Here is a 26,238-nt window from a genome sequence, read left to right as displayed (position 1 = left end):
CTTTTCCTGATTATTTGCTTACGTGACTGAAAGCAATTCCATACATTTTTATTTGTTTCACCATGGAAACCAATCCATTAGAGCGAGTGGGCGATAGATGCTGCTTTAAGCCGATTTCATCGATGAATTTTAAATCGGCATTCATAATATCTTCAGGAGTTTGATTGTTGAAAACACGAATCAACAAAGCTGCAATTCCTTTTACGATGATCGCATCGCTGTCGGCCTCCAACTTTACAACACCATTTTCGAGTGATGCATTGAACCAAACTTTAGACTGACAACCCTTTATCAGATTCGATTCTGTTTGATATTTTTCATCCAAACCGGAAAGATCTGTTCCCAACTCAATTAGATAGGCGTATTTGTCCATCCAATCTTCAAAACCTGCAAATTCTTCAATTATATCTTCCTGAATTTCGTTTATTGTCATACTATTGATTTTAGATATGAGATTTTAGATATGAGAAAAAATCCCCTATTCCAAATCTGCGAACGTATCTAATTTATATTTTTTTCAGCCGAAAGTTACAATAATTTTCTATCTGTGAAAATCGAACCAACGGACTATTTTACTGCAAACATTTTGCAGACTTTCAGAATTCCGTTATAAAGTGAATCAATTTCTTCCTTTGTATTGTAGAATGAAAATGACGCACGAACAGTACCGTCGATTCCGAAATGCTGCATTACCGGTTCGGTACAATGCGTACCAGTCCTTACTGCAATCCCCATTTGATCGAGAAGCATTCCCATATCGTAGAAATGAATTCCCTCCACCAGAAAAGAAATTACTGAAGTTTTTTCAGCAGCAGTTCCATAAATTCGTAAACCATCAATTGAAAGCAATTTTTGGGTTGCGTATTTTAACAATTCCTGTTCGTAAGAATCGATATTTTCAATTCCGACATTCTCAACATACTCAATTGCAGCACCTAAACCAATGGCATCGATATAATTGGGCGTTCCCGCTTCGAATTTATAAGGAAGTTCGTTATAAGTAGTTTTCTCGAAAGTTACTTCGGAAATCATTTCACCTCCACCTTTCCATGGTGGCATTTCATTCAGCAAATCTTCTTTGCCATACAGAACACCAATTCCGTTAGGTCCGTAAATTTTATGTCCTGAAAAAACCAAAAAATCTACATCCAAATCCTGAACATCAATTTTTTTGTGTTGAATGGATTGAGCCGCATCGATTAAAACACGAACATTTTTAGCATGCGCAATCTCAATTATTTTACGAATAGGATTTATGGTTCCTAATGAATTGGAGATGTGATTTACTGCAACGATTTTAGTACGATTTGTAATTAATTCGTCCAATTTCTCAATCATCAATTCTCCATGATCGTTAAAAGGCAATACTTTTAAAACCGCTTTTTTTCTTTCACAAATTAATTGCCAGGGAACGATATTGGAGTGATGCTCCAATTCTGATACGATCACCTCGTCGCCTTCGGAAATGAATCGATTGCCAAACGAGTTGGCAACCAAATTTACAGATTCGGTGGCTCCGCTGGTGAAAATCACCTCGTGCGAATGTTTTGCATTGATAAAATTCTGCACAATTACTCTTGCATTCTCGTTTCCATCGGTGGATTTGTTGCTCAAATAATGAACGCCACGGTGAATATTCGAATTGTACTTGTAATAGTACTCAACCAACTTATCAACTACCTGACGAGGCTTTTGCGTAGTTGCGGCATTATCGAAGTAAACAAGAGGCTTACCATGAATCAATTCCTCAAGAATGGGAAAATCTTTACGTATTTTATTGATATCTATTGTCATTCTATAAGAGAATCAAGTACGACAGTACCAGAATTAATTAAATCTAATTTTTACAAGCAAGTGCGCAAGTATTGCATTTCGATATTTCACCTCTTAATCTTGTATCAACCAAGGCATCAATTCGATCTTTAAGCGGCTCCACTCTAATTTTTTCAATTATTTCGTGAGCAAAAGCAAACATCAGCATCTGACGCGCTTCTTTCTCATCAATTCCTCTTGCGCGCAGATAAAACAGTGCATCCTCATCCATTTGACCTACTGTAGCACCATGACTGCACTTCACATCGTCGGCATCGATAATCAACTGTGGTTTTGTGTTGATTTGAGCATCATCGCTCAATAATAAATTGTTGTTTGATTGATAGGCCAATGTTTTTTGAGCATCGCGGCGAACATATATTCGACCTGCAAATGCTGCAGTTGCCTCACCATCCATTACTCCTTTAAAATGCTCGTTGCTTAAACAATTCGGTTTTGAATGATCTATCGACGTGAAATTATCGACATGCTGCTTGTTATCCATCAAATACATTCCGTATGTATTGTTTTCGCAATGCTCGCCATCCAACAATACGTGATGATTGTTACGAATGGTTCCTCCGTAAAGAGAAATAGTATTGGTCAACACATTTGAATATTTATCCTGACGAATAAAAATGGAATTCAATATTACTGAATTCAAATGCTGATTTTGCAAGGTATACAAATCGAACACTGCACTGGATGCCACATTTACTTCTGTAACTGAATTGCTTAGGTATTTATGATGTGTTAAGGTATGATCGCAAACAATGATTTTGGCTTGCGCGTTTTCCTCAATCACAAATAAGTTACGTTGAGTTGCCATTAAATCGCGATCGGAACGCAAAAGGTTCACCACCTGAATCGGCTTTTCAATCACAACCCCTTTTGGCACGTAAATGAATAAACCATCTTTTGCCAAGGCTGTATTTAATGCTACAATACCATCCTCTTCGGGCTTGGCATATTTGCCGTAGTGAGCATTAAAAATATCAGGATATTTTTGTGCTGCTTCCTGAACTCCACAAACGATAACTCCTTCGGGTAATTCGGTAAGCACTTTATTATTTCCGTAATACCAACCATTTGTCAGCAATACCATATTGGTATCCAACTCGGGTACATCGCACTGAAAAATATCATTCAGGTCAACATCCACTTCCATATAACGAAGATTTACATTGTATGGATAATCGAAAGCTGGTATTAGATTGGTATATTTATAATTCTCGTTGACACGAGTAGGTACGCCTAATTCCTGAAACTGAACAAAGGCTTTTTCACGAGTCTTATTCATGCAATCAGAAGAACCATTCGAAAGCAATTCCTTACCTTGTTCGAACAGATCAGCGAAATCCTTATTTATTGTATCTATGTTGGCCATGTTATTTTAGATATTAGATAATAGATATGAGAAATAAGATAAATCCAATTTCCAACACCTCTACTATTTTCCGTTTTCTTCTTTAATCCAGTCGTATCCTTTTTCTTCCAGTTCAAGAGCAAGCTCTTTACCGGCAGTTTTTACAATTCGGCCGTCAAACAAAACATGAACAACATCAGGAATAATATAATCCAATAAACGTTGATAGTGAGTAATTACAATTGTTGAATTCTCAGCAGTTTTTAATTTATTCACCCCATTTGCAACAATACGAAGAGCATCAATATCCAATCCTGAATCGGTCTCATCTAAAACTGCCAATTTAGGTTCAAGCATCGCCATTTGAAAAATCTCATTCTTTTTCTTCTCTCCGCCTGAAAATCCTTCGTTTACCGAACGATTTGTCAGTTTCGAGTCGATCTCGACCAATGCTTTTTTATCGCGCATTAGCTTTAAGAAATCAGATGCTGTTAATGGATCCAAGCCTTTGTGCTTTCGATGTTCGTTAACCGCGGTTTTCATGAAATTAACCGTTGAAACTCCTGGAATTTCTATCGGATACTGAAACCCCAGGAAAATTCCTTCTTTAGCACGATCTTCAGGTGCCATATCCAACAAATTTTTCCCTTGAAAGATAATTTCACCTTCGGTTACTTCATACAAATCTCTTCCTGCCAATACTGAAGCTAAAGTACTTTTACCAGCACCATTAGGTCCCATAATAGCATGAACTTCTCCCGGCTTAATCTCAAGATTAATTCCTTTTAAGATTTCTTTTCCATCAATGGAAACGTGTAAATTTTTAATACTTAACATTTCACTTCTATTTTGTCGCAGTTATGCGTTGGGTTCTACTTATTATATATCTATTATCCTACAGATCCTTCCAAACTAATCGCCAAAAGCTTTTGAGCTTCTACAGCAAATTCCATTGGCATTTTGTTGATTACCTCTTTTGCGTATCCATTTACAATTAAACCAATGGCATCCTCGGTAGAAATACCACGCTGATTGCAATAGAAAATTTGATCTTCACCAATTTTAGAAGTAGTAGCTTCGTGTTCTACTTTAGCCGATTTATTGCCTATTTCGAGATATGGGAATGTATGTGCTCCACATTTGTCTCCTAAAAGTAATGAATCGCATTGAGAAAAGTTACGGGCTCCTTCACAATTCTTGGTTACTTTAACCAATCCCCGGTAAGAGTTGCTGCTTTTTCCTGCTGATATTCCTTTTGATATAATCGTACTTTTGGTGTTGTTGCCAATGTGAATCATTTTTGATCCGGTATCAGCCTGCTGATGATTATTGGTTACCGCAACCGAATAAAATTCACTCGACGAGCCATCACCCTTTAATATGGTAGACGGGTATTTCCAGGTAACTGCCGATCCGGTCTCCACCTGAGCCCACATCAATTTCGAATTTTTACCTTCGCAAATACCCCGTTTGGTTACAAAATTGTAAATACCGCCCAATCCCTCCTTGTTACCAGGATACCAGTTTTGAACCGTAGAATATTTCACCTCTGCATTGTCCTTCACAATAATTTCAACAATAGCCGCATGCAGCTGATTTTCATCACGCATTGGTGCCGTACATCCTTCCAGATAACTCACGTAACTATCATCTTCACATACAATTAATGTACGCTCGAACTGCCCTGTATTTTCCGCATTGATACGGAAATAGGTAGAAAGCTCCATTGGGCAACGAACTCCTTTCGGGATGTATACAAAAGAACCATCGGAAAATACTGCGGAGTTAAGAGATGCAAAAAAGTTGTCCTGAATTGGAACAACTGTTCCCATGTATTTCTGAATTAAATCGGGATGTTCCTGAACGGCATCACTAAACGAACAGAAAATAACTCCTTTTTCGGCCAAAGCCTGCTTAAATGTAGTTTTCACTGATGATGAATCCATCACCACATCAACTGCAACATTCGACAACAGTTTTTGTTCATCCAAAGGAATACCCAGCTTATCGAAAGTGGCGCGAATTTCAGGATCAACATCATCCATACTCTCCAACTTCGCTTTTTGTTTTGGTGCTGAATAGTAAATGATATCCTGATAATTAATTTCAGGTATTTTTAAGTATGCCCATTCCGGCATTTTCATAGTCAGCCAATGACGATACGCTTTCAATCTAAATTCGAGCATAAATTCGGGCTCGTTCTTTTTAGCCGATATCATGCGGATAACATCCTCGCTAAGACCTCTGCCTATATCATCATTTTCAATATCAGTAACAAAGCCATATTTATAATCGCTCTGCGTTACCTCATCTAATATTTTATCTTGTTCTTCTTTTGCCATGTTGTTTAAGTATCAGGTAGAAAGCTTCAAAATCACATGAGATCTGTCGCATTTCCTTAAAAGAATTCAATATTTTAAATTAATGGGGAAGAGTACAGACCTTAAATCGCGTAAGAAATTTTAAATCGTTCAGCTTACTCACAATTGCATGCCCCAATGGAATTTCATGCAAATATAATAAAGTATTTAGATATCTTTTTACTTGAAACGAATAAAATACCTCGAAGTCCTTTTATTTATTAACGTAATTTAAACAGAAAGGATACATTTACGAAAAGAAGATTTTCCAATGCTTTTTGATACTACATTTTCTATTTTGAATTACTCTAAACAGTTTCATGAATCGTTTTGAATGATTTCGCCAAAGTATGATAAATACAACAGCTTAACAGAATTAAATAATATCTAACAAAAAATTCCACCTCACAATTTAAGAACTAACAGTTTGAAAACATTACACTTACATAATATTCTCAAAGTCCACCATTAATAACTTAACATTATTTAACAAATAATAGGGTTACCTTTTTAACATGACGGGAACTAATGAGTAAATCACAAGCAGCCCAAAAAGTAATCATATGACACATTTGAATATTTTAGAGAAAGCAGAGTTCATTAAAGAACATGCAGAAAAAGAAAGCACTGGAACGCCAACAGAGTTAGCCCAACGATTAAACATTTCGGAACGCAGTTTGTACCGAATCATCTCCTCCCTAAAGAATATGGGGCACTCCATTACTTACAGCAGATGCAAACAAAGCTATTGTTATGCAAACGAAAAAGAGGAAGTACAATTGCAAAAATTTCTCTGCAAGGATAAATAGATTTCTTTCGGTGTACTAATATCTGTATTATATGATGTTCAATTTTCCCATTATTTAGAGTGACCCAATCACCTTTCTATTGTGCGAATTGCTAAAATCATAACAACAGCAACAAACACAGCACATTTCCACCTATTCAATTAGACTTAATAAAAATAAGCTCACTGCCAAATAGTGGCAGTGAGCTTTCATAACTTGGTTCTCGAGTTTATCAATATGCGCACAATAAAACTCAAGGCTCAAAATCTCGTTCGAGGAGATAAGGGGCAAAATTAAAGTTATTTTTAGTATTAATCTTTAAATTTTGACAAAATGAAAAAGTTAGATTTGAAACAAATGGAAAAAGTAAATGGTGGTGCTTCAGCTGCTAGATGTGATAGAATGGTTTTAAGATGGGCTCGAAGAGGGATGGGAGACACAAGACTTTTGAATAGAATCGGTAAAAACTGCTAATGATTAAAAAAAGATCGCTGAAAACCTTGAGGTCGTTCAGAAAACTTTATTTGTGGCAAAACTGTTCATTTAACCTTAAAGTCCCTATCGATTAGATAAGGTCAACGCAAAATAATTAAATAAAATTTAAATTTTCATAAAATGAAAAAGTTAGAGTTAAAACAAATGGAAAAAGTAAATGGTGGTGCTTCAGCTGCCAGATGTGCCAGAATGTACGCCAGATTGAAAAGAAGAGGTGATGATGAAACCTCTAGACTAGGAGGTCGATTCGTTAAGAACTGTTAATTTACATCGGCTTGACATAAGCAATGATAGCTCTCAGAATGATCATAAATACAAAAGAGCAATTCAATTATTTTCATTCTGAGAGAATATTAAAACATATCCTTTTATGAAAAAAACACTAAGCTTAATTCTATTATTATTGCCTTTTTATTGTTTCTCGTCCATAAGCATAAAAAGAAAACTAATAGACGTAGATAAAAAACCAATCCCTTATGCAAATGTTGTGATAAAGAATACTGCCATTGGGGTTATTACCAATCTTGATGGGGATTTTAATATTAATATTCCATATGAATACCAAGAAAGCACTCTGGTATTCTCCTCGATAGGTTATAAAACAAAGGAAATTCTAATCAATACGATTCAAAACTCAAAGGAATATGAGATTATTCTTGAAACCGATATTATAAACTTAGATGAAATTACAATAAGAGTAAAAGCGACTAACGCAAATGAGATCGTACAAAATGCTTTTAACAATTACTATCAAAATTTCCCTTCAAATCCCTTCATTGGAAAAGCATTTCTTCGACACACAGAAAAAACACCTACAGAATACAAATGGCTGGTCGATGCAGCAATTGAAATCTACGACCCTGGCTTCAATAAACCTTCAAAAGAGATAAAGTTAAATATTAAAGAAATTAAGAGAAGCATTGATAACCGAAGTTTAGACTCTGCTAATATTTATGGATTTTACTTATGGGATTTTAGAAAGCTCTCTCATAAAAAAGCAACTACACGAAAAAAACATATAAGTAAAGAAGACTCTACAGAAATTGAAAATTCCATCCGGTTTCAAGATAGTAGATTAAGTAGTCCTAGTCGTTTATTCACAGGAAATTTAAATGTAATTCGATACTACAAACAAAAGGATGCTATTTTCGATAAAAGCTTACTAAAAAAACACAATTTTAAAATAGATAGCGTTTTAGCCTATAACGCAGATGAGATATATAAAATTAAAATCACTCCGAAATTACCTCCTGCAAAACTAAATGGACATTTCGGCACCTACTGCTTACCTGTTGGGTGGATATACATTAGGGCAAAGGACTATGCCATTATTGAGTTAGAATACACACTCATAAACAGTAAAAAAGGACAAATTTTCACACATCTGCATAGATCAAAAATAGCATCCTCTTTTCATATAAAATTTATTGAGATAGATGGCAAAATGTACCCTAAACACATCATCTTTAAAGCACCAAAATCCAACAATTTGTATAGAGTAATGACCAATACATTCGATGGTTCTAAAGTAAATCCTGAAGATTATTACTACGAAACACAAGAAGTCATCTTTAACGAGATTATAATCGACAATACCATCATAACTAAAAGCTTAGAGGAACCTTGGAATAATAATCTATTTACGCCACGACCCTATAATATAGAATTCTGGAATAAATATTCTAACATGGTAGAAACTAAAGAGCAAAAAACACTTCGAGAAGCTTTGGAATTAAAAAAGCTTTAACACTAAAAAAGCATTTTTATTCAACTAATTCTCATCCTGTTTATTTAACGCAATTAATAATGAAAAATGATATTCAATTTTTCGCTTATTTAGAATGACCCAATCACCTTCCTATTGTGTAAATTGTTGCAATTACAATAACAGCAACAAACACAGCACATTCCCACCTATTCAATTAGACTTAATAAAAATAAGCTCACTGCCAAATAGTGGCAGTGAGTTTTCATAACTTGGTTCTCGAGCTTATCAATATGCGCACAATAAAACTCAAGTCCTAAAATCTCGTTCGAGGAGATACGGGCAAAATTAAAGTTATTTTTATTATTAACACTTAAAATTTTGTATAAATGAAAAAGTTAGAATTAAAACAAATGGAAAAAGTAAATGGTGGAGGTGCTTGTGAAAGGTACAAAAGAAGATTTTTGGGCTATGCAGAGGATGGTAATGGTTCAGGTAAAACAAGAATGTACAATAAAGCTGTAGCTGCAGGGTGTGACTATTCAAAATAGTGGCATTTAAAATCCAATAAAAAGAAGCCTGTTGAAGTAAATCTTCAGCAGGCTAAATTCATCTTTTAAAGTAAAAAAATGTATAAATTTATTCTTGCCCTCCTAGTAACAAGTATTGCTTACACTTTTAGTACTTTAGCCCAAACAAAATTAAACTGCAGACTTGAAGATTCTCAACATCAGGCAATTCCTTATGCTTCCATTAAAATTATGCCTGGATTATTAGGAACTATCACAAACGCTGATGGATATTTTGAAATTAAATATACCAGCACAAATGAATTAAAAAATATTCAGATATCCTGTATTGGATATCAAACCAAAATTTTTCCGATCGATTCTTTATTTGATCAAGAAAAGAAAAAACAAGAAATTCATCTTACCTTAAAAAAACAATCCTATCAACTACAAGAAGTGATTGTTGGCAAACAAGAAATTCTGAAAGATGCCAAACAGATATTTGCAAATGCCATTGCCGAACTCCCTCATCTACTGGACGATTCGCCTCATATTGGTAAATATTATTTTCGACAAAGTCATCAACTCGACACATCAATTAATCGACTGTTAGAAGCAGCCGTAAGCATTTATGACCCTGGGATAAACAATGACATTGAAACCTGCAAATTCAACATTGACGAATTGCAATCAAGTCTTGATAATAGAAATATAGATTATAAAAAACTTCTACATCAATACCTATATGCCAGAAAGAAAAAAAAACATGCTGGAGATCCCCGAATAACATCAAATTCCTCATACAAAGATCCTTTAATTCAGCAATATTTACTTCAAGATTTGGATCACAGCAAGGCCTTATTTTCAAAATTTTACATTGCCACGAATATGATTCGCGGCATTAAAAAAGGAAACCGTAAAAAATCACTACCAATCAATCCTCATTTTAAAAATGGAAGACCTGTTATAACCGAGTCTTTTATTAAGGAACATCAGTTTAAGTTAGATACTATTTTGATGTTTAATAATGATCCCGTTTATAAAATAAAAATTCTACCAAATAAAAGATATCCCAACATAAAATATCAAGAAAGGAGCCTTATTCCTATTGGTATTGCATATATCCGCATTAGTGACTATGCATTTTTAGATTTAGATTATGGCTATATTAACAACCCAAACTACAAATACTCTAAAGGAAAATCAAAATATTATTTCCATTTCAAAGTTAAATTTAAAGAATCCAACAAGAAATTATATTTAAGCTATTTATATTCAAACAGATTCGATTACAACAGCGATCTTACACGCAGGAGGCGTTTAATTCAAGAATTATCAAATACTGAAATCATTAACAATCCGGATTCTATTCGTAAACAGCTAAGCACTCTTAACTGGAAAGGAGACCAGTATGAAAAACTGCCTTACAATGAAAAATTTTGGAAAAATTATTTCTCCTTACTACCAACACAAGAAGAGCAATTGTTAAAAGATAACCTAATAAAAAAACTTTCAGACAAATAATATTTATATGAAAAAGTTTATTAAAGCCATACTAAACGTAAACAGTGGTTTACTTATCTTATTTTTCTTCACTTTTGCATTTTGCCTGCAGTTATTAAATACTGATTTTGTAATCAATGACAAAGTTTGGTACGAATACTTGGCTCAAAAGGAGGATCAGAAATACAATGATGAATATGACCAATACATTGCGGATTTTGAAGAAGACTTAAAGGGAGTTGACCTACCAGAAGAGGATGATGCCTATGGATGGGATTTTCTTCTTATGGATTCAGTTATGATTTTGGCACCTTTCATTATAGTTTGTATCGGCTTAGCCGCTTTAATCTTTATAAGCTTTCAGTTTACAGAGCAGTTAAAACACATTAAATTCTCAACTGTTTTTAAATCATCCATTCTTGCATATTTGATATTTTTCTTAGACAGTATTTTTAAAGCTATTTATTTTCTCATATTTAAATCGAACTATCAATATGAAGATATACAGCATATAAATGATCGAATTGCCTTCTCGCTAAAAGATGCAATTGGATTTAGCGACAAGGAATCTATTCTTTATGATATTTTTAGAGATTTAAATTTGTACCTGTTGGCCTATATTCTCCTTATTCCTCTATTCCTCAAATTAAGCACCAATCTCTCCTACAAAAAGTTGGCTTTAAATATTTTCATCCCTTTTATTTGTGGCTTTGCACTGTACGAGAGTGTAATGGCTTATACAGCTCTTTAGTTATGAGAAAAATAACAGCAGGCATCAGTATAGTCTCTATTATGGTTTTAATGCTTTTTTTAACAATTCGGAAAGCATCAAAAGTAAAAGCAGGCATGCCCGAAAAAACAATTGTAGAATTGAAAGAAATACCAGAATTTGAATTTGATAATACCGAAAACAGATCTATTTCAAACCTTGACTTGGAAACAGGTAAAAGTGTTTTAATAATTCATTTTAGCCCTACTTGCAGTTTTTGCGATCAGGAAGCAAAAATAATTTTCAATTACTATTCTGAATTTGAGAATTCTCAAATATTATTTGTCTCAAATCACAGTAAAAAAAGCATTACCCAATTTTCCGAAAAACATCAATTGAATGACTTTCCTAATTTGCAATTTCTGCAATACAAGAAAGATAAATTTGAAGAACTGTTTGGCACACACAAACTCCCATCCATTTTTATTTTCGACACTCAATTTCATCTCCTAAAAAAGATTGAAGAGGGTGTAAGTGCAAAAACCCTTATAAAATATACTCGAGCAGCAAATGATAGATAAACGAATAAAAAAAGCTATTGTACTGCAACACGATGAAAAAGATTGCGGAGTAGCCTGCTTAAAAAGTATTATCAGATATTATGGAAGTGATATTTCTCTGGAAAAACTTCGCAGAGAAAGTGGAACAAATAATAAAGGAACGAGTCTGCTTGGTTTGTATCAATCTGCCATGCAAAATAATTTTAATGCCGAAGGTTTACAAGGAGATATTACAGAACTAAAAAAACTAAAACACCCTGTAATTCTACATGTTAATTTGGAAGGTAATTTTGAGCACTACATGGTATGCTTTCAGTTTTCAAAAGATAAATTTACAATCGGCGATCCTGCTCACGGAGTTAAAAGATATACCGAGAAAGAGCTTGAAAACATTTGGCAATCAGGTTATCTGTTAGATGCTGCACCTAATTCTGATTATAAAGAGACAGGATTAATCTCAGATAAAAGTTACCAATGGTTAAAAGAAAACCTGATTGACGATCAACCCCTGTTCGTTTCCGCTATATTTCTGGGATTAATCCTTGCTTTTTTGGGACTGGCAACTGCTGTATTCACGCAACAACTCGTTGACGATATTCTACCAAAAAAAGATTTTAATCTTCTTATTAAAGCCATTTGCAGCTGGGGAGTTCTCTTACTTTTAAACAATCTATTTAGCTACATCAGAGAATTATTAATGACCCGTCAGGCCTTCCAATTCAATCAACGTGTTATTACCTATTTTTTAAGCAAACTATTATTTCTTCCAAAAACATTTTTCGACAGCAAAAAACAAGGAGATATGATTGCCCGGATGAATGACAGTCAACGAATTCAATCAGCGGTACAATATGTTTTTGGACAAGCGACCATAGACGCACTGCTCTTGCTCGTTTCTTTTGGCTTTTTATTCTATTACAATAAAGAAACAGCCTTGTTTGCTTTGGCTATAATTCCTCTTCTTATACTGCTGCTTCTAATCTATTTACAACCAATAAAGCAAAAACAAAAGTCGGTTATGCACCAACATGCAATAAACGAATCAAACTATATCGAAACCATTAATGGCATTCATACGATAAAAACACATCAAAAAGAAGAATATTTCCACTCAAAGACACGACAAACTTACAACAGGTATCAGAAAAGTATTTATTCTTTTAAAACCCTTGCTTTACGATTTGACTTATCCAACGACACAATCAATACAATTTGTTTACTAGTAACGATTGCCTTTGGCTCCTTTCTATATATGGAACAAAAAATTCAATTGGGAGAACTAATTGCATCTTTAACAATTGTAGGTATCCTTATTCAATCAGTTGAAAAACTGGTTTTGGCAAACATCAACATACAAGAGGCTAAAGTTGCCTTGGAACGCATGTTCGAATTTACCGAAGAAGAAAAGGAAACCGTTCCGAAGGAGGAATACACAGATTTAAAATTTAAGCAATTAGATATAAATGGCTTAAATTTTTCTTACCCCGGTCAAAGCGCTTTATTGGAAGATATTTCATTTTCAATTCAACAGGGCAGCATAACATCAATACTAGGAGAAAATGGATGTGGTAAAAGCAGCTTACTGCAAATACTAATGAAATTCTATTCGAACTATTCCGGATCTATTACAATTAATGGGAATGAACTAAAAACGATCAGTACTGTAAGCTGGAGAAATATTATAGGAGTAGTTCCACAACAAATAAAAATTTTTAATGGTTCTGTTCTCGATAATATCTGTATGGAAAACGGAACAGAACAGGAAGATCAGATTATTGATTTTTGCAAAGAACTTCAATTAGACCAGTTCTTTGCCAAACTACATTATTCCTATCACACATTGGTTGGAGAAGAAGGCATTAATCTTTCTGGTGGAGAAAAACAAATACTTGCGATTGCAAGAGCTTTGTATCGAAACCCACAAATTCTGATACTCGACGAGGCAACATCAGCCATGGATAGAAACACTGAAAACTTTGTACTCAACTTACTCAAAAGTTTTAAGGGAAAGATCACAATACTATTCATTACTCATCGCTTACACATCCTAAAATCATTCGACGGAAATATTCTCGTGATGGAAAACGGTAAAATAAAGGCCAATGGAAATCATGATCAATTACTAAGCGGAAACAATTTATACAGTAACTATTGGAAGGATTTACTCTATGCCTAGTTTTTATCAGTTTGAAGAAATATGGGACTCTCTAAAGCAACATAAAAACCGAAATTTATTAACCGGTTTTGGTGTCGCCTGGGGAATCTTTATACTGGTTTTGTTAGTGGGGGCCGGAAATGGCCTGCAAAAAGGAATAATGATACTATTTCAGGATTACACACAAAACAGCTTATGGATATATGGCGGAGAAACCAGCATGTCGAAGCCAGGACAAAGGTCTGGCAGAACAATTAGTTTTAAGGAGCATGAACTATATATGTTCTCCAAAAGGTATCCCGAAATAAAAGAAATATCACCGGAAGTAACATATTCTGGTAAAAAATTACACAGCAAACATAAATCTTACCAGAGGTTCAAATGTTTTGGCATAAAGAGCTCCTACTTTAACATTAAAACATTTAAAGTAGAGAAGGGACGCTTATTAAACCCCAACGATGAATTAACTCATGCCAAGGTAGCTGTTGTAGGACAACAAATCGCCAAAGGATTATTTGGTAAAGAAGAAGCTATTGGTGAATTCATCTCCCTTGATGGAGTATGGCTGCAAATAGTAGGCATATTGGCTGAAAAATCACTCTTCTCCGACAATCAGGAATACATATACCTACCTTACCAAACGCTAAAAGATCAATTTAATTACGGTGAGAACGTAAACTGTTTTGCGATTGCGTTGGCGAAAGACACTCCTCCTTTAAAATTTGAAGAGGGATTTATAACTTATCTTTCCCAGAAATACAAATTTCACAAAGACGATAAAAATGCTATTTACATTGAGAATCTTCAGGCTGAAGTAAAAACATTTAATAGTCTTTTTAAATCGATTAAACTATTCCTGTGGCTTGTAGGCATTTGTATGCTGCTAAGCGGAATCATAGGTGTCAGCAATATCATGTTAGTGGTAGTAAAAGAAAGAACTCAAGAGATAGGCATTCGAAAAGCTATAGGAGCTCCACCCAAAAGCATCCTTTTTATGATTCTAAATGAATCAATTGTAGTCACACTACTTGCTGGAATCTCCGGACTAATAAGCGCTTCCGTTGTAGTGTTTCTAATAAATGCATCATTGGGCTCAATGATAATGGATAAAAATTCAGTTTTTAAAGGTCTTGAGATCAATATTCCCATTGCTCTGGGCGCATTAATTTTACTAATACTTGCCGGAGCTTTCGCAGGCCTGTACCCAGCTCGAAAAGCCGCATCGGTTATGCCAATAAAGGCACTAAACTCTGACAACCAATAACTATTTATGATGAAAAACAAAGCAAATATTACCATCAGCATACTAATATTAATGATCATTGGAGGATTTTTACTCCTAAATTTTTCTGATACAAAAAACAAATACATTGCTGCCGAAAAACCAATAATTAAGAACCTGGAACTACGACAGTATGTTTCTGGAATTCTTATTCCAGAAAAAGAGGTTGAAATTAAATCTCAAATATCCGGAATACTGAAAAGAATATATGTAAAAGCCGGCGATACAATCCAAAGTGGTGACTTAATTGCCGAAGTTAGTATTCTTCCCAACCCGCAAAATATTGAGACTGCATCGAAAACAGTATCTACCTGTCAGATCAATTTTAACAAGTGCAAAAAAGAGTACATACAGTACGAAAATCTGTACGCAAAAAAAGTAGTTGCCGAACAGGAATTTGACAAGTATAAGGAAGCGTATCTTCTTAGTAAAGAAGAACTGGAATCAGCAAAAAAACAATTGGAAATTATTGAAAAAGGATATACCAAAGAACAGCAAAACATTCCAAACTTTATTCGATCAACCGTATCAGGAACAGTACTCGAAATTCCCTTAAAAGAAGGAGCAAGTATTACCGAACGAAACAACTACAACGAAGGAAGCAGCCTGGCAAGTATTGCCAATTTGCAAACACTAATATTCAAAGCCAAAGTAAGCGAATCGGATGTGGCCTATCTGAAAAATGGAATGTTGTTCAATATTGGAATCAGCGCATTAAAAGACAAAAAACTTCAGGCTGAACTTAGTCATATTACACCAAAAGCCAAAGAAGAAAACGGTATTATGAAATTTGATATCGAGGCCAAAGTGAAAAATGAATCGCACCTTATACTTTATCCTGGTTTCTCAGCTGTTGCTGAAATGATTCTTGACAGCAGAGATAGTGTATTAACCATTAAAGAGCGCAACCTAATCTTCAGAAATGATAGCGTATTTGTTGAATTACTTGATAAAAGTTACAATAAACAAAAGAAATTAGTTAAAACAGGCCTTTCCGATGGTTTACGAATTGAAATCACAGAAGGAATAAGTTTGAAAGACAAAGTAGTTGTTCAGAAAAATTAACCCATGCAAGCCCTGCTTGCAAACCATATTTTTAATAATTTAAAAACAACCCAACATGAAAAACAACGATTTAATCCAGGTCACATTTACAGCAGAAGAATTGACCGAGAACAATGCCCATTTAGATGCTCTGCTGGTTTCTGCCAACCAAAATGCACCCGGTTTAACTCCCGAGCAACGCTCTACCTTTGGTTCTATTAACGAAACCAATAAATTACTGGTGAACAAAGCCAAAGTAATTATGCAGGAAAACCCTAAATACATACCCAACTTTGTAAGTATGGATGAGTTTGACCGGGATTTTAGAGCCAGAGAGGTGATTGAAGAGATGCTGCGAAAAGTGGGTCAGATTCAACAAAAATTAAGCGACACCAAAATCCTGCTGGATAACGACAACTATCAGGATGCAATGGCCTATTACCGTTCGGTTCGCTACTTTGCCAGCGAACACGATCAGGAAGCAATGCCTTTGTATGATGAGCTGAAGCAATTCTTCCCCAACCATAAGAATGGATCAAAGGAGGAAGAATAAATACCCTTCAATTATTTGAATTTAAAAAAGCGGAATCAAACAAAAGTTCCGCTTTAATTGTCATTCTGAGCTTGTCGAAGAATCTGCTGCATTGGGAGACAGATGTTTCGACTTCGCTCAACATGACAAGCCGATTCGAATTCTTCCTTTTTGGATTGCCTCTTTTCTTTTTACCCCACCCTTGCACATACTGCCTTTTTTAGGTTCAATCGAGTATCGAAGCACGAAAATCGAGTATCGAGATACGGTTGCGATTAAAAAATTTAACACAAAGTGTGGTTCCACCCTCGAAAATCGAGTATCGAGACACACTTCCGGTCAAAAAGTTTGACAGGAATCGTGGTTCGCACCACAATTGAACCTAAAAGTTTTAATTTGGAACCTAAAAAATTATTGTTAACACTCTCAATACCTGACAGAATCCTAAAACCCCTCCCATCTCCACTCAATTCTATTTCCAATTTTTAGCTATCTTTGCAGGCAAATATCAATAATTAAGGAGACTATGCAGGAAAACAATGCCAAAGGAACCGATATTGCCACATTGGGCGAATTCGGATTGATTAAACACCTTACCAAAAATATAAAACTAAAACACGCAAGCACCAATGTGGGTGTGGGCGATGATGCTGCTGTTTTGGATTATCAGAATAAAAAAACTGTTGTTACCACCGATTTACTGCTGGAAGGTATCCATTTCGATTTAATGTACACGCCGCTTAAACATTTAGGCTACAAATGTATTGCCGTGAATGTTTCGGATATTTATGCCATGAATGCTTTGCCAAAGCAGGTAACTGTTTCTATTGCCATCTCGAAACGATTCACCCTGGAAGCTATCGAGGAGCTTTACGAAGGAATCAATTTGGCCTGCGAAAATTACAATGTCGATTTGGTGGGTGGCGATACCACATCCTCTTTAACCGGATTGTGCATTTCGGTAACTGCAATTGGCGAAGCTGATGCTGAGCAACTGGCTTACCGCAGCGGAGCAAAAGAGAATGATTTAATCTGCGTAAGCGGAAATTTAGGGGCGGCCTTTGCCGGATTACAGCTGTTGGAGCGCGAAAAACGTGTTTACGAAAGCAATCCAGACATGCAACCTGACTTAACGGGGCATGATTACATCTTAGAGCGTCAGTTGAAGCCTGAAGCCCGAAAAGACATTTATGAGCGTTTGCAGGAAGCAAATATTGTTCCTAGTTCGATGATTGATATTTCGGACGGATTGTCATCGGATATTATGCACATCTGCGAGGAATCGAAAGTTGGCTGCCAGATTTACGAAGAAAAAATTCCTGTTGACTACGAAACACACAAAATGGCCGAGGAGCTGAACATGAACTACAGTACTTTTTCGTTAAACGGAGGTGAAGATTACGAGCTGCTGTTTACTGTTCCTTTGGATCAATTCGATGCGATTGAAAAAATAGAGGATGTGAAAATAATTGGTCACATCACCGATATCTCGAAAGGAAAATATTTGGTGACGCGCGATGGTGTGGAAATTGAATTGCAGGCTCAGGGCTGGAATCCAATTAAAGAAGAGTAAAAGCTTTAAATATTCGGGCTGAAAGCCCAATTAATTCAGCCCGGGGATATTTCCCCGGGTATTTTTATGCTTGCTGAAATACGCCCTGAAAGGGCAATTTATACCTACTTAACACTCAAAACCTCTTCAAATACATATGGACATTAAGCCAGCACGATCAGGCATGTTATATCAGTACTCACTATTAATCTCTCCACAAATATTCTTCATTATATTCAATTCCATACTCTTTTAAAAATAGAAGATATTCATCTCTAAATGTCAGTTTTAGATGATGTTATTCCTGATTTTCAATATACTGTTTCGTTTTATCGTGCACAGAAGAACTAACAGAAAAGCCAACATAGCCTCCTTGCCAGGCAAATCTTGAGTAGTTAGCTCCCTTTGTCTTGATCCAACGACTACTATGCCTCTTGATCTCTTCAACCAACTTTGCAAGTGCAATATTCTTGGACATTATACACAATATATGTACATGATCTTCGACTCCATTAATTATTATCGGAATTGAATCGTTATCCGTTATAATGGCACCAATATATGCATACAATTCTGCTCGGTTTTCCTTGCTTATTTTAGTAGTATTATTCTTCACATGAAAAATAATGTGAACAAACAGTTTGGATCATGATTGTGCCATAAAATATAAATCTGCCCTTTCAGGGCGTTTAATTACTCTATATATTTACCAACCCAAAGCATTGCTTTGGGCTGAAATAAATTGCCACTTTGTGGCGCTAAATCGCACTTAAGTTAACAATATCATTTAATATTAATCACCACTACAACCATTTAAAAACAAAAAAGTGAGACTCTCAACTGAAAGTCTCACTTTTTTATATCTAATATCTATCGGGATTACTCAGAATAAAAATGATATAATTCCGCCAGATAAATCTATCGGGATTACTCAGGAAAATATCCTCTCATAATTCCACGTTTCGAATTCTTTACAAATAAGATAATGTCATCACGCTCAGGAGAAGCAGGCATCTCGGCCTCGATAGCTTCCAGTGCATTAAAGTTATTCATTCCTTTTTGGTACAGGTAACGGTACACATCCTGAATTTCACGGATTTTTTCATTCCCGAATTCACGACGACGCAAACCAATTGAATTCACACCAATGTAGGAAACCGGTTCGCGACCAGCTTTTACGAAGGGAGGAACATCTTTACGAACCAAAGATCCACCTGAAATCATTACGTGTGAACCAATGTGAACGAACTGATGAACAGCAACCAGTCCGCTAAGAATAGCGAAATCATCGATAATTACCTCACCGGCAATTTGAGTTGCATTACCAATGATACAATTATTACCAATAATACAATCGTGCGCTACATGCACATAGGCCATCAACAAACAGTTGCTTCCAATGATGGTTTTCCCTTTGGCTACAGTCCCTCTGTTAATGGTAACACACTCACGAATGGTGGTGTTGTCGCCAATTTCAACAGTTGTTTTTTCGCCACGAAATTTTAAATCCTGCGGAACAGCACCAATAACGGCTCCCGGAAATACCACACAATTTTTACCAATATGGGTTCCCTCCATGATTGTGGCATTCGAGCCAATACGGGTTCCTTCTTCAATTACAACATTTTTGTCAATAGTAACAAAGGGCTCAATCACTACATTATCAGCGATCTTAGCCTCAGGATGTACATATGCTAACGGTTGCTTCATTTTTTTTATATTTCGTTTTATGCAAAACTCCCGTTTCAAGAAGTTGTTGCGTAGCAGTAGTTACTAATTAATTATTTTTTCTTTGCGATTTGAGCCATAAACTCACCTTCGGCAACAATAGTATCACCAACAAAAGCTAAACCGCGCATGTTAGCAATTCCCCTACGAATAGGAGATAAAAATGACAATTTAAAAATTAAAGTATCACCGGGAACTACTTTTTTTCTAAACTTGATATTGTTTTGAGTCAGGAAATAAGTAGAATAGTTTTCAGGATCTTCGACCTGGTTAAGTACTAAAATACCTCCACATTGAGCCATAGCCTCCACCATAAGAACACCTGGCATTACCGGTTCTCCCGGAAAATGGCCAACAAAAAACGGCTCGTTCATAGACACATTCTTCACCCCCACAATACTGTCATCCTGAATATCAATAATTTTGTCAACCAACAAGAATGGAGGACGGTGAGGCAACAAACCCATTACGCCATTAATGTCTAATACAGGCTCTTTGTTTGGATCATAAGCCGGAACTGAATCTTTTCCCATTTCTTTCTTAATTCGTTTGATTAATAATTTTGCCATTTCGGTGTTCGGTCCGTGACCAGGACAGGTTGCAATAACCTTTCCCTTAATAAACTTACCGCAGAGAGCAAGGTCGCCAATCACATCCAATAGTTTGTGACGTGCACACTCGTTATCGAAATAAAGTTCTAAATTACTTAAAATTCCTTCCTTTACCTCAACATACTGATGGTCGAATAAATCAGCAATACGATCTAACTCTTTCTGTTCCATCATTTGGTCCATTATAACAATGGCATTATCCAAATCTCCGCCCTTAACTAAATTGTGGTTTAACAGAAATTCCAGTTCCCGTACAAATACAAACGTACGGCACATCGAGATTTCCTCTTTATAATCTTTTAATGAACTTAAGCGGGCATACTGATTTCTCAACACTTTAGAGTTGAATGAAATCATTGTATCCACACTATATTCATCGTCAGGCAGAATCGTAATTTCAGAACCACGTGCTTCATCCCTATAAGTTATCTTCTCTTTTGGCACGTAATACTCACGAATTGCATCCTGCTCTGCAATACCGGCATTTTCAATTCCTTCAACATAAAATTTCGCACTCCCATCTAAAATTGGAGGCTCAGTAGAATTCATCTCAATCAGGCAATTATCAATGCCTAATCCGTACAAAGCTGATAATGCATGCTCAATAGTTTGAACTTTGCATTCTCCTTTTTCCAATACAGTTCCTCTCGAAGTATCACCAACATACTCGGCACTTGCTTCTATAACAGGCTGACCTTCTAAATCTACCCGTTTAAATTGATATCCGTGATTTTCGGATGCAGGCAGAAACTTTATAGAGACTTCCAGTCCTGTATGAAGTCCTTTTCCTGTAAGAGTAAATTCTTTTGCTAATGTTCTTTGTTTATCTGCCATAACTTGACATCAATATTTTTAAATCCCAGGTTAACTAATTGAAAGTAAAACTTTCCTTTACTCTTCCTTTAATCTTTTTATTTCCTTTTCCAGTTCAATAATTTGCTCTCTCATTTTTGGCAAATTCTTAAACAGCACATATGATTTTTGATAAGGCCCAAAATCGAAAGCCGGTGAACCTTGCAATACAGTTCCTTCTTTCTTAACCGTACGGCCAATACCAGATTGAGCAGCAATTTTCACTTCATCTGCAATCGATAAATGACCTACGATTCCCACCTGGCCACCTATCATACAATTTTTACCAATCTTTGCGCTTCCTGCAATACCGGTTTGAGAGGCAATCACTGTATTTTCATCTATTTCTACATTGTGAGCAACCTGAATCAGGTTATCCAGCTTCACTCCTTTACGGATGATTGTTGATCCCATAGTAGCACGATCAACACATGTATTTGCACCAATCTCAACATGATCTTCGATAAGCACATTACCTACCTGAGGAACTTTTTTGTAGTCGTTTGCCGATGAAGGGGCAAAACCAAATCCGTCACCGCCAATTACAACACCGGAGTGAAAAATGCATTCAGCACCAATCTTACATCCTTCGTAAATTTTAACTCCTGAGTTTAATATGGTATTGTCACCAATAGTCACATTATCACCCACATAGCAGTGAGGATAAATTTTTACATTATTTCCAATCTGAACATTACTACCTATATATGCAAAGGCACCAATATAAATCTTCTCACCCAATTTCGATGACTTGCTCACGAAAGAAGGCTCTTCAATTCCTGTTTTCTGAGGTTTGCTTTGCTCATACATTTCCAACAACTGAGCCAATGCCTGATAAGCATCATCGACACGAATAAGTGTTGTCTCAATCTCCTTTTCAGTCTCAAAATCCTTGTTTACCAAAACAATTGATGACTGTGTAGAGTATATATAGTGCTCGTATTTAGGATTTGCTAAAAATGAAAGAGTTCCAGGCTTCCCTTCTTCAATTCTGGAAACATTGGTAACTTTAACCTTAGCGTTCCCATCTACCTCTCCGTTAAGAAACTCTGCAATATCTTCTGCTGTAAATTCCATTCGTTCTATTTTTTATCAGATCAAAAAAATGATTCATTATATCCGGTATTCACAATACAAACACCAAGCACAAATCATCCAATATAGCTGATTTATAAGAAAAAAATTTCTGCAAATCTAATAATTATTTCATGCGCATGAAATTTTTTCTCCTATTGCCTGCTTTATCTATAGAAAAAGTATTCTTGAAAATGAAATTGAAATCACTTCTTAAGAGCTGGTAAATCACACAAATGACTCTTAAATTTTAGGATAACAGAGGTAATATTTTTTTACTGTTTTAGACAAGACAGAAGCATCCAGCATATCCGAAGCCTCTCCTATATCGCACTGCGTGCCATCCTTATATAAAATATTTATTTGATCATCATCCGAGCTATATGCATTATTGCTGATCGAATTTGAAATCACCATAAATTCGAGGGCATGATCTGAACATCCAAAATAACGCCCCACCCGTTTTTTCACTTGATCAATATATTCTTTAGTGAAGGTCGTTTTTTGAATCTCAATTTTAAACAATTGCCGATCGCGTATGCATTTACACAAATAAGCAAGAACTTTATCGCTGTGGTCAGCCCAAACCTTAATGCTAACCATGATATCGTCATCATCAAGGTCGGCAAACATCTCCAAGGCATTTCGACCATTACAAACAACATTCGGATTTTCAAACTCCATCTTACCTACTTTGTTATACAAAAAGTAGGTTAAGGACGGAGTCGCAAACAATTCATCTCCCTTTTCGGCAAGGTATTTAGCTCTCTTCAAAATATGAACCAACATCTCTTCTGCAGCAATAACTGTTTTGTGCAAATACACCTGCCAATACATCAAACGCCGGGCGATCAGAAATTTTTCAATTGAATAAATACCTTTAGCCTCCACTACCAACTGATCATTACGAACATCAAGCATTTTAATGATCCGTGCCGATCCAACCACCCCTTCGGTAACACCGGCAAAAAAACTATCGCGCCGTAAATAATCCAAACGATCCATATCCAACTGACTCGACACCAACTGATTCAAAAAACGCTTTGGATATTCATTCCGGAATATTTTTACGGCCACATCCAACTCACCCTTAAATTGATGATTTAAACGTTTCATAAATAATTCAGAAATCTGTTCGTGAGTTATGCCATCAACAATACTATACTCTAATGCATGAGAAAACGGCCCATGTCCAATATCGTGAAGTAATATTGCCGCATATACTCCTTCCTCCTCTTCCTGAGTAATTACGTGCCCTTTCGATCGAATGGTTTCTATTGCAAGACTCATTAAATGAGTGGCACCCAAAGCGTGCTGAAATCTGTTATGAAAAGTTCCCGGAAAAACAAGGTAGGAGAGCCCCAGCTGTTTTATTCTTCTCAAACGCTGAAAAAAAGAATGCTCAACCAAATCGTACGATATCCCGGATGGGATATGAATAAATCCGTGAACCGGATCATTTACTATTTTTTTCTTACTCCCAGTATTTAAACTCATACGCTTTTGTATCATAGGCTGGTAACAAATGTATAAAAAGTAGCGAAAAAAGCCTATCTTAGTACTATTCAAACCCCAATTAAAATTGGCTTGTGAATAAAAATATCTTTCTTGAAATAAAGTAAAATCGTTCAAATGGGTTAAAATCATTCAATTGAACAAAGGAAGAGATCAAATTTCATTAAAAAAACTCATTTTCAAGAGAATAATTTTTCATTAGCGATTAGAATACAATAATTTAGAGGGATGTCATTTGTTTTTTAGAACATTTATCTCTAATTTTGCATCGAAAAGTAAACAAATTGTGAGCTTTAGGGGACAAAAAGTCCCCTATTTTATTGATATTAACCGATATATGATTGATAAGAAAACTATAACTGAAATTATTGAAAATGAAATTGCTGACACCGACCTGTTTCTGGTTGATGTAAGTGTTTCATCTGGAAATGCCATTTCAGTTGTAATTGATAGCTATAACGGAGTACCGATCATTACTTGTATCGAACTAAGCAAAGCTATCGAAGGGCATTTTGATCGTGAAGTTGAAGACTTTGAATTACAAGTTGCTTCAGCTGGAATCGGTCAACCCTTTCAGGTTTTTAAACAATACCGCAAATACATTAATAAAGATGTTGAGGTATTGACAACTGAGGGGATCAAATTCTCAGGAAAACTGATCACCGTTGGTGATAATGAAATAGAAATTGAAGTTGAAGAAATGGAAAAGGTTGAAGGAAAAAAGAAGAAGCAACTTGTTGTGAAAAATTACTTCTTCACTTTAGATCAAATTAAATCAACAAAAGATATTATTACTTTTTAACAGGTAAACAGCTGAATACATGAACCTTATTGAGACTTTTTCAGAATTTAAGGAGTTGAAAAGCATCGACCGCGCTACAATGATGAGCGTGTTAGAAGATGTTTTCAGAAATCTTCTATTGAAAAATTATGGCACCGACGAAAACTATGATATCATTATTAATCCAGACAAAGGTGACTTAGAGATCTGGAGAAATAGAGAAATTGTAGAAGACGGACAAGTAGAAGATGAAAACCTACAGATCTCACTTTCTGAAGCGAAAAAGATAGATGATGATTACGAAGTTGGTGAAGAAGTTACTGACGAAGTGAAATTTATGGATTTTGGCCGACGTTCGATTTTAACTTTACGTCAGAATCTTTCTGCGAGAATTTTAGAATTGGAGAAAGACAATATCTTTAACTTATACAAAGACCGGGTTGGCGAAATTGTTACCGGTGAAGTTTATCAAATCTGGAAAAAAGAAATTCTTATTCTGGATGATGAAGAAAATGAATTAATTCTGCCGAAAACAGAACAAATCCCTTCTGACTATTTCCGTAAAGGAGAGACAGTTAGAGCGGTAGTTGTTCGTGTTGAGGTAAAAAATAACAGTCCTCTTATTGTTGTTTCAAGAACTTCTCCTGTTTTCCTTGAGAGATTATTTGAACTGGAAGTACCGGAAATATTTGATGGTTTAATCACTATTAAAAATATTGTTCGAATTCCAGGTGAAAGAGCTAAGGTTGCAGTTGAATCATACGATGAAAGAATTGATCCTGTTGGAGCATGTGTAGGTATGAAAGGATCGAGAATACATGGTATTGTTCGTGAATTACGTAACGAAAACATCGATGTGATTAACTACACAACCAACACTCAGCTATTTATCACAAGAGCTCTTAACCCAGCGAAAGTTTCCTCAGTAAAACTTAATGAAGAAACCAAACGTGCTGAAGTTTATCTGGATCCTGAAGAGGTTTCCTTAGCTATTGGTAAAGGTGGTTTAAACATCAAACTGGCAAGTCAGTTATCAGGATATGAAATTGATGTATATCGTGAGAAGTCTGAGGAGGAAGTTGAAGAAGATGTAAACTTATCAGAATTTACGGATGAAATTGATGCCTGGATAATTGATGAGTTAAAGAAAATTGGTTGTGATACAGCGAGAAGCGTTCTTGATTTATCTCCTGAGGAGTTAGAAAAAAGAACTGATCTTGAAATAGAGACCATTAATGAGATTTTGAATATTCTTAAATCCGAGTTCGATAATTAAATTCTTCAGAATCATGATGTAAATTTTTG

The 26,238-nt window shown here is 35.5% G+C and carries 25 protein-coding genes; 15 read left to right on the top strand and 10 right to left on the bottom strand.

The features are described from left to right. Positions 1-10: 10 nt before the first annotated feature. The 5 genes from ACHZAX_RS00440 to sufB form a co-directional block, all read right to left on the bottom strand. Positions 11-433: a SufE family protein gene (locus ACHZAX_RS00440; RefSeq protein ID WP_101309897.1), complete on the bottom strand. Its 423-nt coding sequence runs from the start codon at positions 431-433 to the stop codon at positions 11-13. Between the two features lie 134 nt (positions 434-567). Further along, positions 568-1,794, bottom strand: coding sequence for a cysteine desulfurase (locus ACHZAX_RS00435; protein WP_320017643.1), 1,227 nt, complete (start codon positions 1,792-1,794; stop codon positions 568-570). Between the two features lie 43 nt (positions 1,795-1,837). Continuing rightward, a complete protein-coding gene (gene sufD / locus ACHZAX_RS00430; protein ID WP_320017642.1) occupies positions 1,838-3,199 on the bottom strand; it encodes a Fe-S cluster assembly protein SufD in 1,362 nt (453 codons plus the stop codon). 63 nt (positions 3,200-3,262) lie between these two features. Beyond that, the gene (gene sufC, locus ACHZAX_RS00425) at positions 3,263-4,015 is read right to left on the bottom strand and encodes a Fe-S cluster assembly ATPase SufC (protein WP_101309900.1); all 753 of its coding nucleotides are present in this window, start codon (positions 4,013-4,015) and stop codon (positions 3,263-3,265) included. A gap of 53 nt (positions 4,016-4,068) precedes the next feature. Then, complete coding sequence (gene sufB, locus ACHZAX_RS00420; protein WP_320017641.1) at positions 4,069-5,520, bottom strand: Fe-S cluster assembly protein SufB; 1,452 nt, start codon at positions 5,518-5,520, stop codon at positions 4,069-4,071. Positions 5,521-6,101: 581 nt separating this feature from the next. Here sufB and ACHZAX_RS00415 point away from each other — a divergent pair. The 13 genes from ACHZAX_RS00415 to thiL all read left to right on the top strand — a co-directional run bounded on the left by ACHZAX_RS00415 (position 6,102) and on the right by thiL (position 18,393). Next, complete coding sequence (locus ACHZAX_RS00415) at positions 6,102-6,347, top strand: HTH domain-containing protein (protein ID WP_101309902.1); 246 nt, start codon at positions 6,102-6,104, stop codon at positions 6,345-6,347. A 312-nt stretch (positions 6,348-6,659) separates the two neighbouring features. Continuing rightward, on the top strand, positions 6,660-6,800 hold the full coding sequence (locus tag ACHZAX_RS00410) for a hypothetical protein (protein ID WP_320017640.1): 141 nt from the start codon (positions 6,660-6,662) through the stop codon (positions 6,798-6,800). A 141-nt stretch (positions 6,801-6,941) separates the two neighbouring features. Then, positions 6,942-7,085 carry a hypothetical protein gene (locus ACHZAX_RS00405; RefSeq protein WP_320017639.1) on the top strand — a complete coding sequence of 48 codons (144 nt, stop codon included), beginning with the start codon at positions 6,942-6,944 and terminating at the stop codon, positions 7,083-7,085. A 106-nt stretch (positions 7,086-7,191) separates the two neighbouring features. Then, positions 7,192-8,568 carry a carboxypeptidase-like regulatory domain-containing protein gene (locus tag ACHZAX_RS00400; RefSeq protein WP_320017638.1) on the top strand — a complete coding sequence of 459 codons (1,377 nt, stop codon included), beginning with the start codon at positions 7,192-7,194 and terminating at the stop codon, positions 8,566-8,568. 347 nt (positions 8,569-8,915) lie between these two features. Then, positions 8,916-9,077: a hypothetical protein gene (locus tag ACHZAX_RS00395; protein WP_320017637.1), complete on the top strand. Its 162-nt coding sequence runs from the start codon at positions 8,916-8,918 to the stop codon at positions 9,075-9,077. A 78-nt stretch (positions 9,078-9,155) separates the two neighbouring features. Further along, positions 9,156-10,559 carry a carboxypeptidase-like regulatory domain-containing protein gene (locus ACHZAX_RS00390; RefSeq protein ID WP_320017636.1) on the top strand — a complete coding sequence of 468 codons (1,404 nt, stop codon included), beginning with the start codon at positions 9,156-9,158 and terminating at the stop codon, positions 10,557-10,559. Positions 10,560-10,566: 7 nt separating this feature from the next. After that, the gene (locus tag ACHZAX_RS00385) at positions 10,567-11,289 is read left to right on the top strand and encodes a hypothetical protein (protein WP_320017635.1); all 723 of its coding nucleotides are present in this window, start codon (positions 10,567-10,569) and stop codon (positions 11,287-11,289) included. A 2-nt stretch (positions 11,290-11,291) separates the two neighbouring features. Beyond that, positions 11,292-11,828 carry a peroxiredoxin family protein gene (locus ACHZAX_RS00380; RefSeq protein WP_320017634.1) on the top strand — a complete coding sequence of 179 codons (537 nt, stop codon included), beginning with the start codon at positions 11,292-11,294 and terminating at the stop codon, positions 11,826-11,828. Beyond that, a complete protein-coding gene (locus ACHZAX_RS00375; RefSeq protein ID WP_320017633.1) occupies positions 11,818-13,983 on the top strand; it encodes a peptidase domain-containing ABC transporter in 2,166 nt (721 codons plus the stop codon). The genes ACHZAX_RS00380 and ACHZAX_RS00375 overlap by 11 nt, the downstream gene beginning before the upstream one ends. Then, positions 13,976-15,226: an ABC transporter permease gene (locus ACHZAX_RS00370; protein WP_320017632.1), complete on the top strand. Its 1,251-nt coding sequence runs from the start codon at positions 13,976-13,978 to the stop codon at positions 15,224-15,226. The genes ACHZAX_RS00375 and ACHZAX_RS00370 overlap by 8 nt, the downstream gene beginning before the upstream one ends. A gap of 6 nt (positions 15,227-15,232) precedes the next feature. Then, complete coding sequence (locus tag ACHZAX_RS00365) at positions 15,233-16,309, top strand: efflux RND transporter periplasmic adaptor subunit (protein WP_320017631.1); 1,077 nt, start codon at positions 15,233-15,235, stop codon at positions 16,307-16,309. Between the two features lie 55 nt (positions 16,310-16,364). Next, complete coding sequence (locus ACHZAX_RS00360) at positions 16,365-16,841, top strand: hypothetical protein (protein WP_320017630.1); 477 nt, start codon at positions 16,365-16,367, stop codon at positions 16,839-16,841. Between the two features lie 505 nt (positions 16,842-17,346). Next, positions 17,347-18,393 carry a thiamine-phosphate kinase gene (thiL, locus tag ACHZAX_RS00355; protein ID WP_320017629.1) on the top strand — a complete coding sequence of 349 codons (1,047 nt, stop codon included), beginning with the start codon at positions 17,347-17,349 and terminating at the stop codon, positions 18,391-18,393. A 277-nt stretch (positions 18,394-18,670) separates the two neighbouring features. Here thiL and ACHZAX_RS00350 read toward each other — a convergent pair whose 3' ends face one another. From ACHZAX_RS00350 to ACHZAX_RS00330, 5 genes are all read right to left on the bottom strand, one after another. Further along, complete coding sequence (locus ACHZAX_RS00350; protein ID WP_324292983.1) at positions 18,671-19,012, bottom strand: transposase; 342 nt, start codon at positions 19,010-19,012, stop codon at positions 18,671-18,673. A gap of 287 nt (positions 19,013-19,299) precedes the next feature. Beyond that, positions 19,300-20,082, bottom strand: a complete 783-nt coding sequence (gene lpxA, locus ACHZAX_RS00345) for an acyl-ACP--UDP-N-acetylglucosamine O-acyltransferase (RefSeq protein WP_101309906.1) — start codon at positions 20,080-20,082, stop codon at positions 19,300-19,302. A 71-nt stretch (positions 20,083-20,153) separates the two neighbouring features. Then, on the bottom strand, positions 20,154-21,545 hold the full coding sequence (locus ACHZAX_RS00340) for a bifunctional UDP-3-O-[3-hydroxymyristoyl] N-acetylglucosamine deacetylase/3-hydroxyacyl-ACP dehydratase (protein ID WP_320017628.1): 1,392 nt from the start codon (positions 21,543-21,545) through the stop codon (positions 20,154-20,156). 57 nt (positions 21,546-21,602) lie between these two features. Then, entirely contained in the window at positions 21,603-22,640 is a 1,038-nt protein-coding gene (lpxD, locus tag ACHZAX_RS00335) for a UDP-3-O-(3-hydroxymyristoyl)glucosamine N-acyltransferase (protein ID WP_101309908.1), read from the bottom strand. A gap of 240 nt (positions 22,641-22,880) precedes the next feature. Further along, complete coding sequence (locus ACHZAX_RS00330; RefSeq protein WP_320017627.1) at positions 22,881-24,134, bottom strand: HD domain-containing protein; 1,254 nt, start codon at positions 24,132-24,134, stop codon at positions 22,881-22,883. Positions 24,135-24,489: 355 nt separating this feature from the next. Between ACHZAX_RS00330 and rimP the strand changes: the two genes are divergently transcribed. Both rimP and nusA read left to right on the top strand, forming a co-directional pair. Beyond that, positions 24,490-24,954 (top strand): ribosome assembly cofactor RimP, encoded by a 465-nt coding sequence (rimP, locus tag ACHZAX_RS00325; RefSeq protein WP_320017626.1) that lies wholly within the window; start codon positions 24,490-24,492, stop codon positions 24,952-24,954. 19 nt (positions 24,955-24,973) lie between these two features. Then, positions 24,974-26,209: a transcription termination factor NusA gene (nusA, locus tag ACHZAX_RS00320; protein WP_101309910.1), complete on the top strand. Its 1,236-nt coding sequence runs from the start codon at positions 24,974-24,976 to the stop codon at positions 26,207-26,209. The last annotated feature ends 29 nt before the right edge of the window (positions 26,210-26,238 follow it).

The sequence above is a fragment of the Labilibaculum manganireducens genome, from assembly GCF_963665805.2.
GTDB lineage: Bacteria > Bacteroidota > Bacteroidia > Bacteroidales > Marinifilaceae > Labilibaculum > Labilibaculum manganireducens.
Note: the sequence above shows the minus strand (reverse complement) of the source record. Positions and strands in the feature narration are given on the sequence as shown.

Excerpts from the sequence above, each read along its gene's own strand:
- ACHZAX_RS00440 (WP_101309897.1), bottom strand. The coding sequence starts at position 433 with ATGACAATAAACGAAATTCAGGAAGATATAATTGAAGAATTTGCAGGT.
- ACHZAX_RS00435 (WP_320017643.1), bottom strand. The coding sequence starts at position 1,794 with ATGACAATAGATATCAATAAAATACGTAAAGATTTTCCCATTCTTGAG.
- sufD (WP_320017642.1), bottom strand. The coding sequence starts at position 3,199 with ATGGCCAACATAGATACAATAAATAAGGATTTCGCTGATCTGTTCGAA.
- sufC (WP_101309900.1), bottom strand. The coding sequence starts at position 4,015 with ATGTTAAGTATTAAAAATTTACACGTTTCCATTGATGGAAAAGAAATC.
- sufB (WP_320017641.1), bottom strand. The coding sequence starts at position 5,520 with ATGGCAAAAGAAGAACAAGATAAAATATTAGATGAGGTAACGCAGAGC.
- ACHZAX_RS00415 (WP_101309902.1), top strand. The coding sequence starts at position 6,102 with ATGACACATTTGAATATTTTAGAGAAAGCAGAGTTCATTAAAGAACAT.
- ACHZAX_RS00410 (WP_320017640.1), top strand. The coding sequence starts at position 6,660 with ATGAAAAAGTTAGATTTGAAACAAATGGAAAAAGTAAATGGTGGTGCT.
- ACHZAX_RS00405 (WP_320017639.1), top strand. The coding sequence starts at position 6,942 with ATGAAAAAGTTAGAGTTAAAACAAATGGAAAAAGTAAATGGTGGTGCT.
- ACHZAX_RS00400 (WP_320017638.1), top strand. The coding sequence starts at position 7,192 with ATGAAAAAAACACTAAGCTTAATTCTATTATTATTGCCTTTTTATTGT.
- ACHZAX_RS00395 (WP_320017637.1), top strand. The coding sequence starts at position 8,916 with ATGAAAAAGTTAGAATTAAAACAAATGGAAAAAGTAAATGGTGGAGGT.
- ACHZAX_RS00390 (WP_320017636.1), top strand. The coding sequence starts at position 9,156 with ATGTATAAATTTATTCTTGCCCTCCTAGTAACAAGTATTGCTTACACT.
- ACHZAX_RS00385 (WP_320017635.1), top strand. The coding sequence starts at position 10,567 with ATGAAAAAGTTTATTAAAGCCATACTAAACGTAAACAGTGGTTTACTT.
- ACHZAX_RS00380 (WP_320017634.1), top strand. The coding sequence starts at position 11,292 with ATGAGAAAAATAACAGCAGGCATCAGTATAGTCTCTATTATGGTTTTA.
- ACHZAX_RS00375 (WP_320017633.1), top strand. The coding sequence starts at position 11,818 with ATGATAGATAAACGAATAAAAAAAGCTATTGTACTGCAACACGATGAA.
- ACHZAX_RS00370 (WP_320017632.1), top strand. The coding sequence starts at position 13,976 with ATGCCTAGTTTTTATCAGTTTGAAGAAATATGGGACTCTCTAAAGCAA.
- ACHZAX_RS00365 (WP_320017631.1), top strand. The coding sequence starts at position 15,233 with ATGATGAAAAACAAAGCAAATATTACCATCAGCATACTAATATTAATG.
- ACHZAX_RS00360 (WP_320017630.1), top strand. The coding sequence starts at position 16,365 with ATGAAAAACAACGATTTAATCCAGGTCACATTTACAGCAGAAGAATTG.
- thiL (WP_320017629.1), top strand. The coding sequence starts at position 17,347 with ATGCAGGAAAACAATGCCAAAGGAACCGATATTGCCACATTGGGCGAA.
- lpxA (WP_101309906.1), bottom strand. The coding sequence starts at position 20,082 with ATGAAGCAACCGTTAGCATATGTACATCCTGAGGCTAAGATCGCTGAT.
- ACHZAX_RS00340 (WP_320017628.1), bottom strand. The coding sequence starts at position 21,545 with ATGGCAGATAAACAAAGAACATTAGCAAAAGAATTTACTCTTACAGGA.
- lpxD (WP_101309908.1), bottom strand. The coding sequence starts at position 22,640 with ATGGAATTTACAGCAGAAGATATTGCAGAGTTTCTTAACGGAGAGGTA.
- ACHZAX_RS00330 (WP_320017627.1), bottom strand. The coding sequence starts at position 24,134 with ATGAGTTTAAATACTGGGAGTAAGAAAAAAATAGTAAATGATCCGGTT.
- rimP (WP_320017626.1), top strand. The coding sequence starts at position 24,490 with ATGATTGATAAGAAAACTATAACTGAAATTATTGAAAATGAAATTGCT.
- nusA (WP_101309910.1), top strand. The coding sequence starts at position 24,974 with ATGAACCTTATTGAGACTTTTTCAGAATTTAAGGAGTTGAAAAGCATC.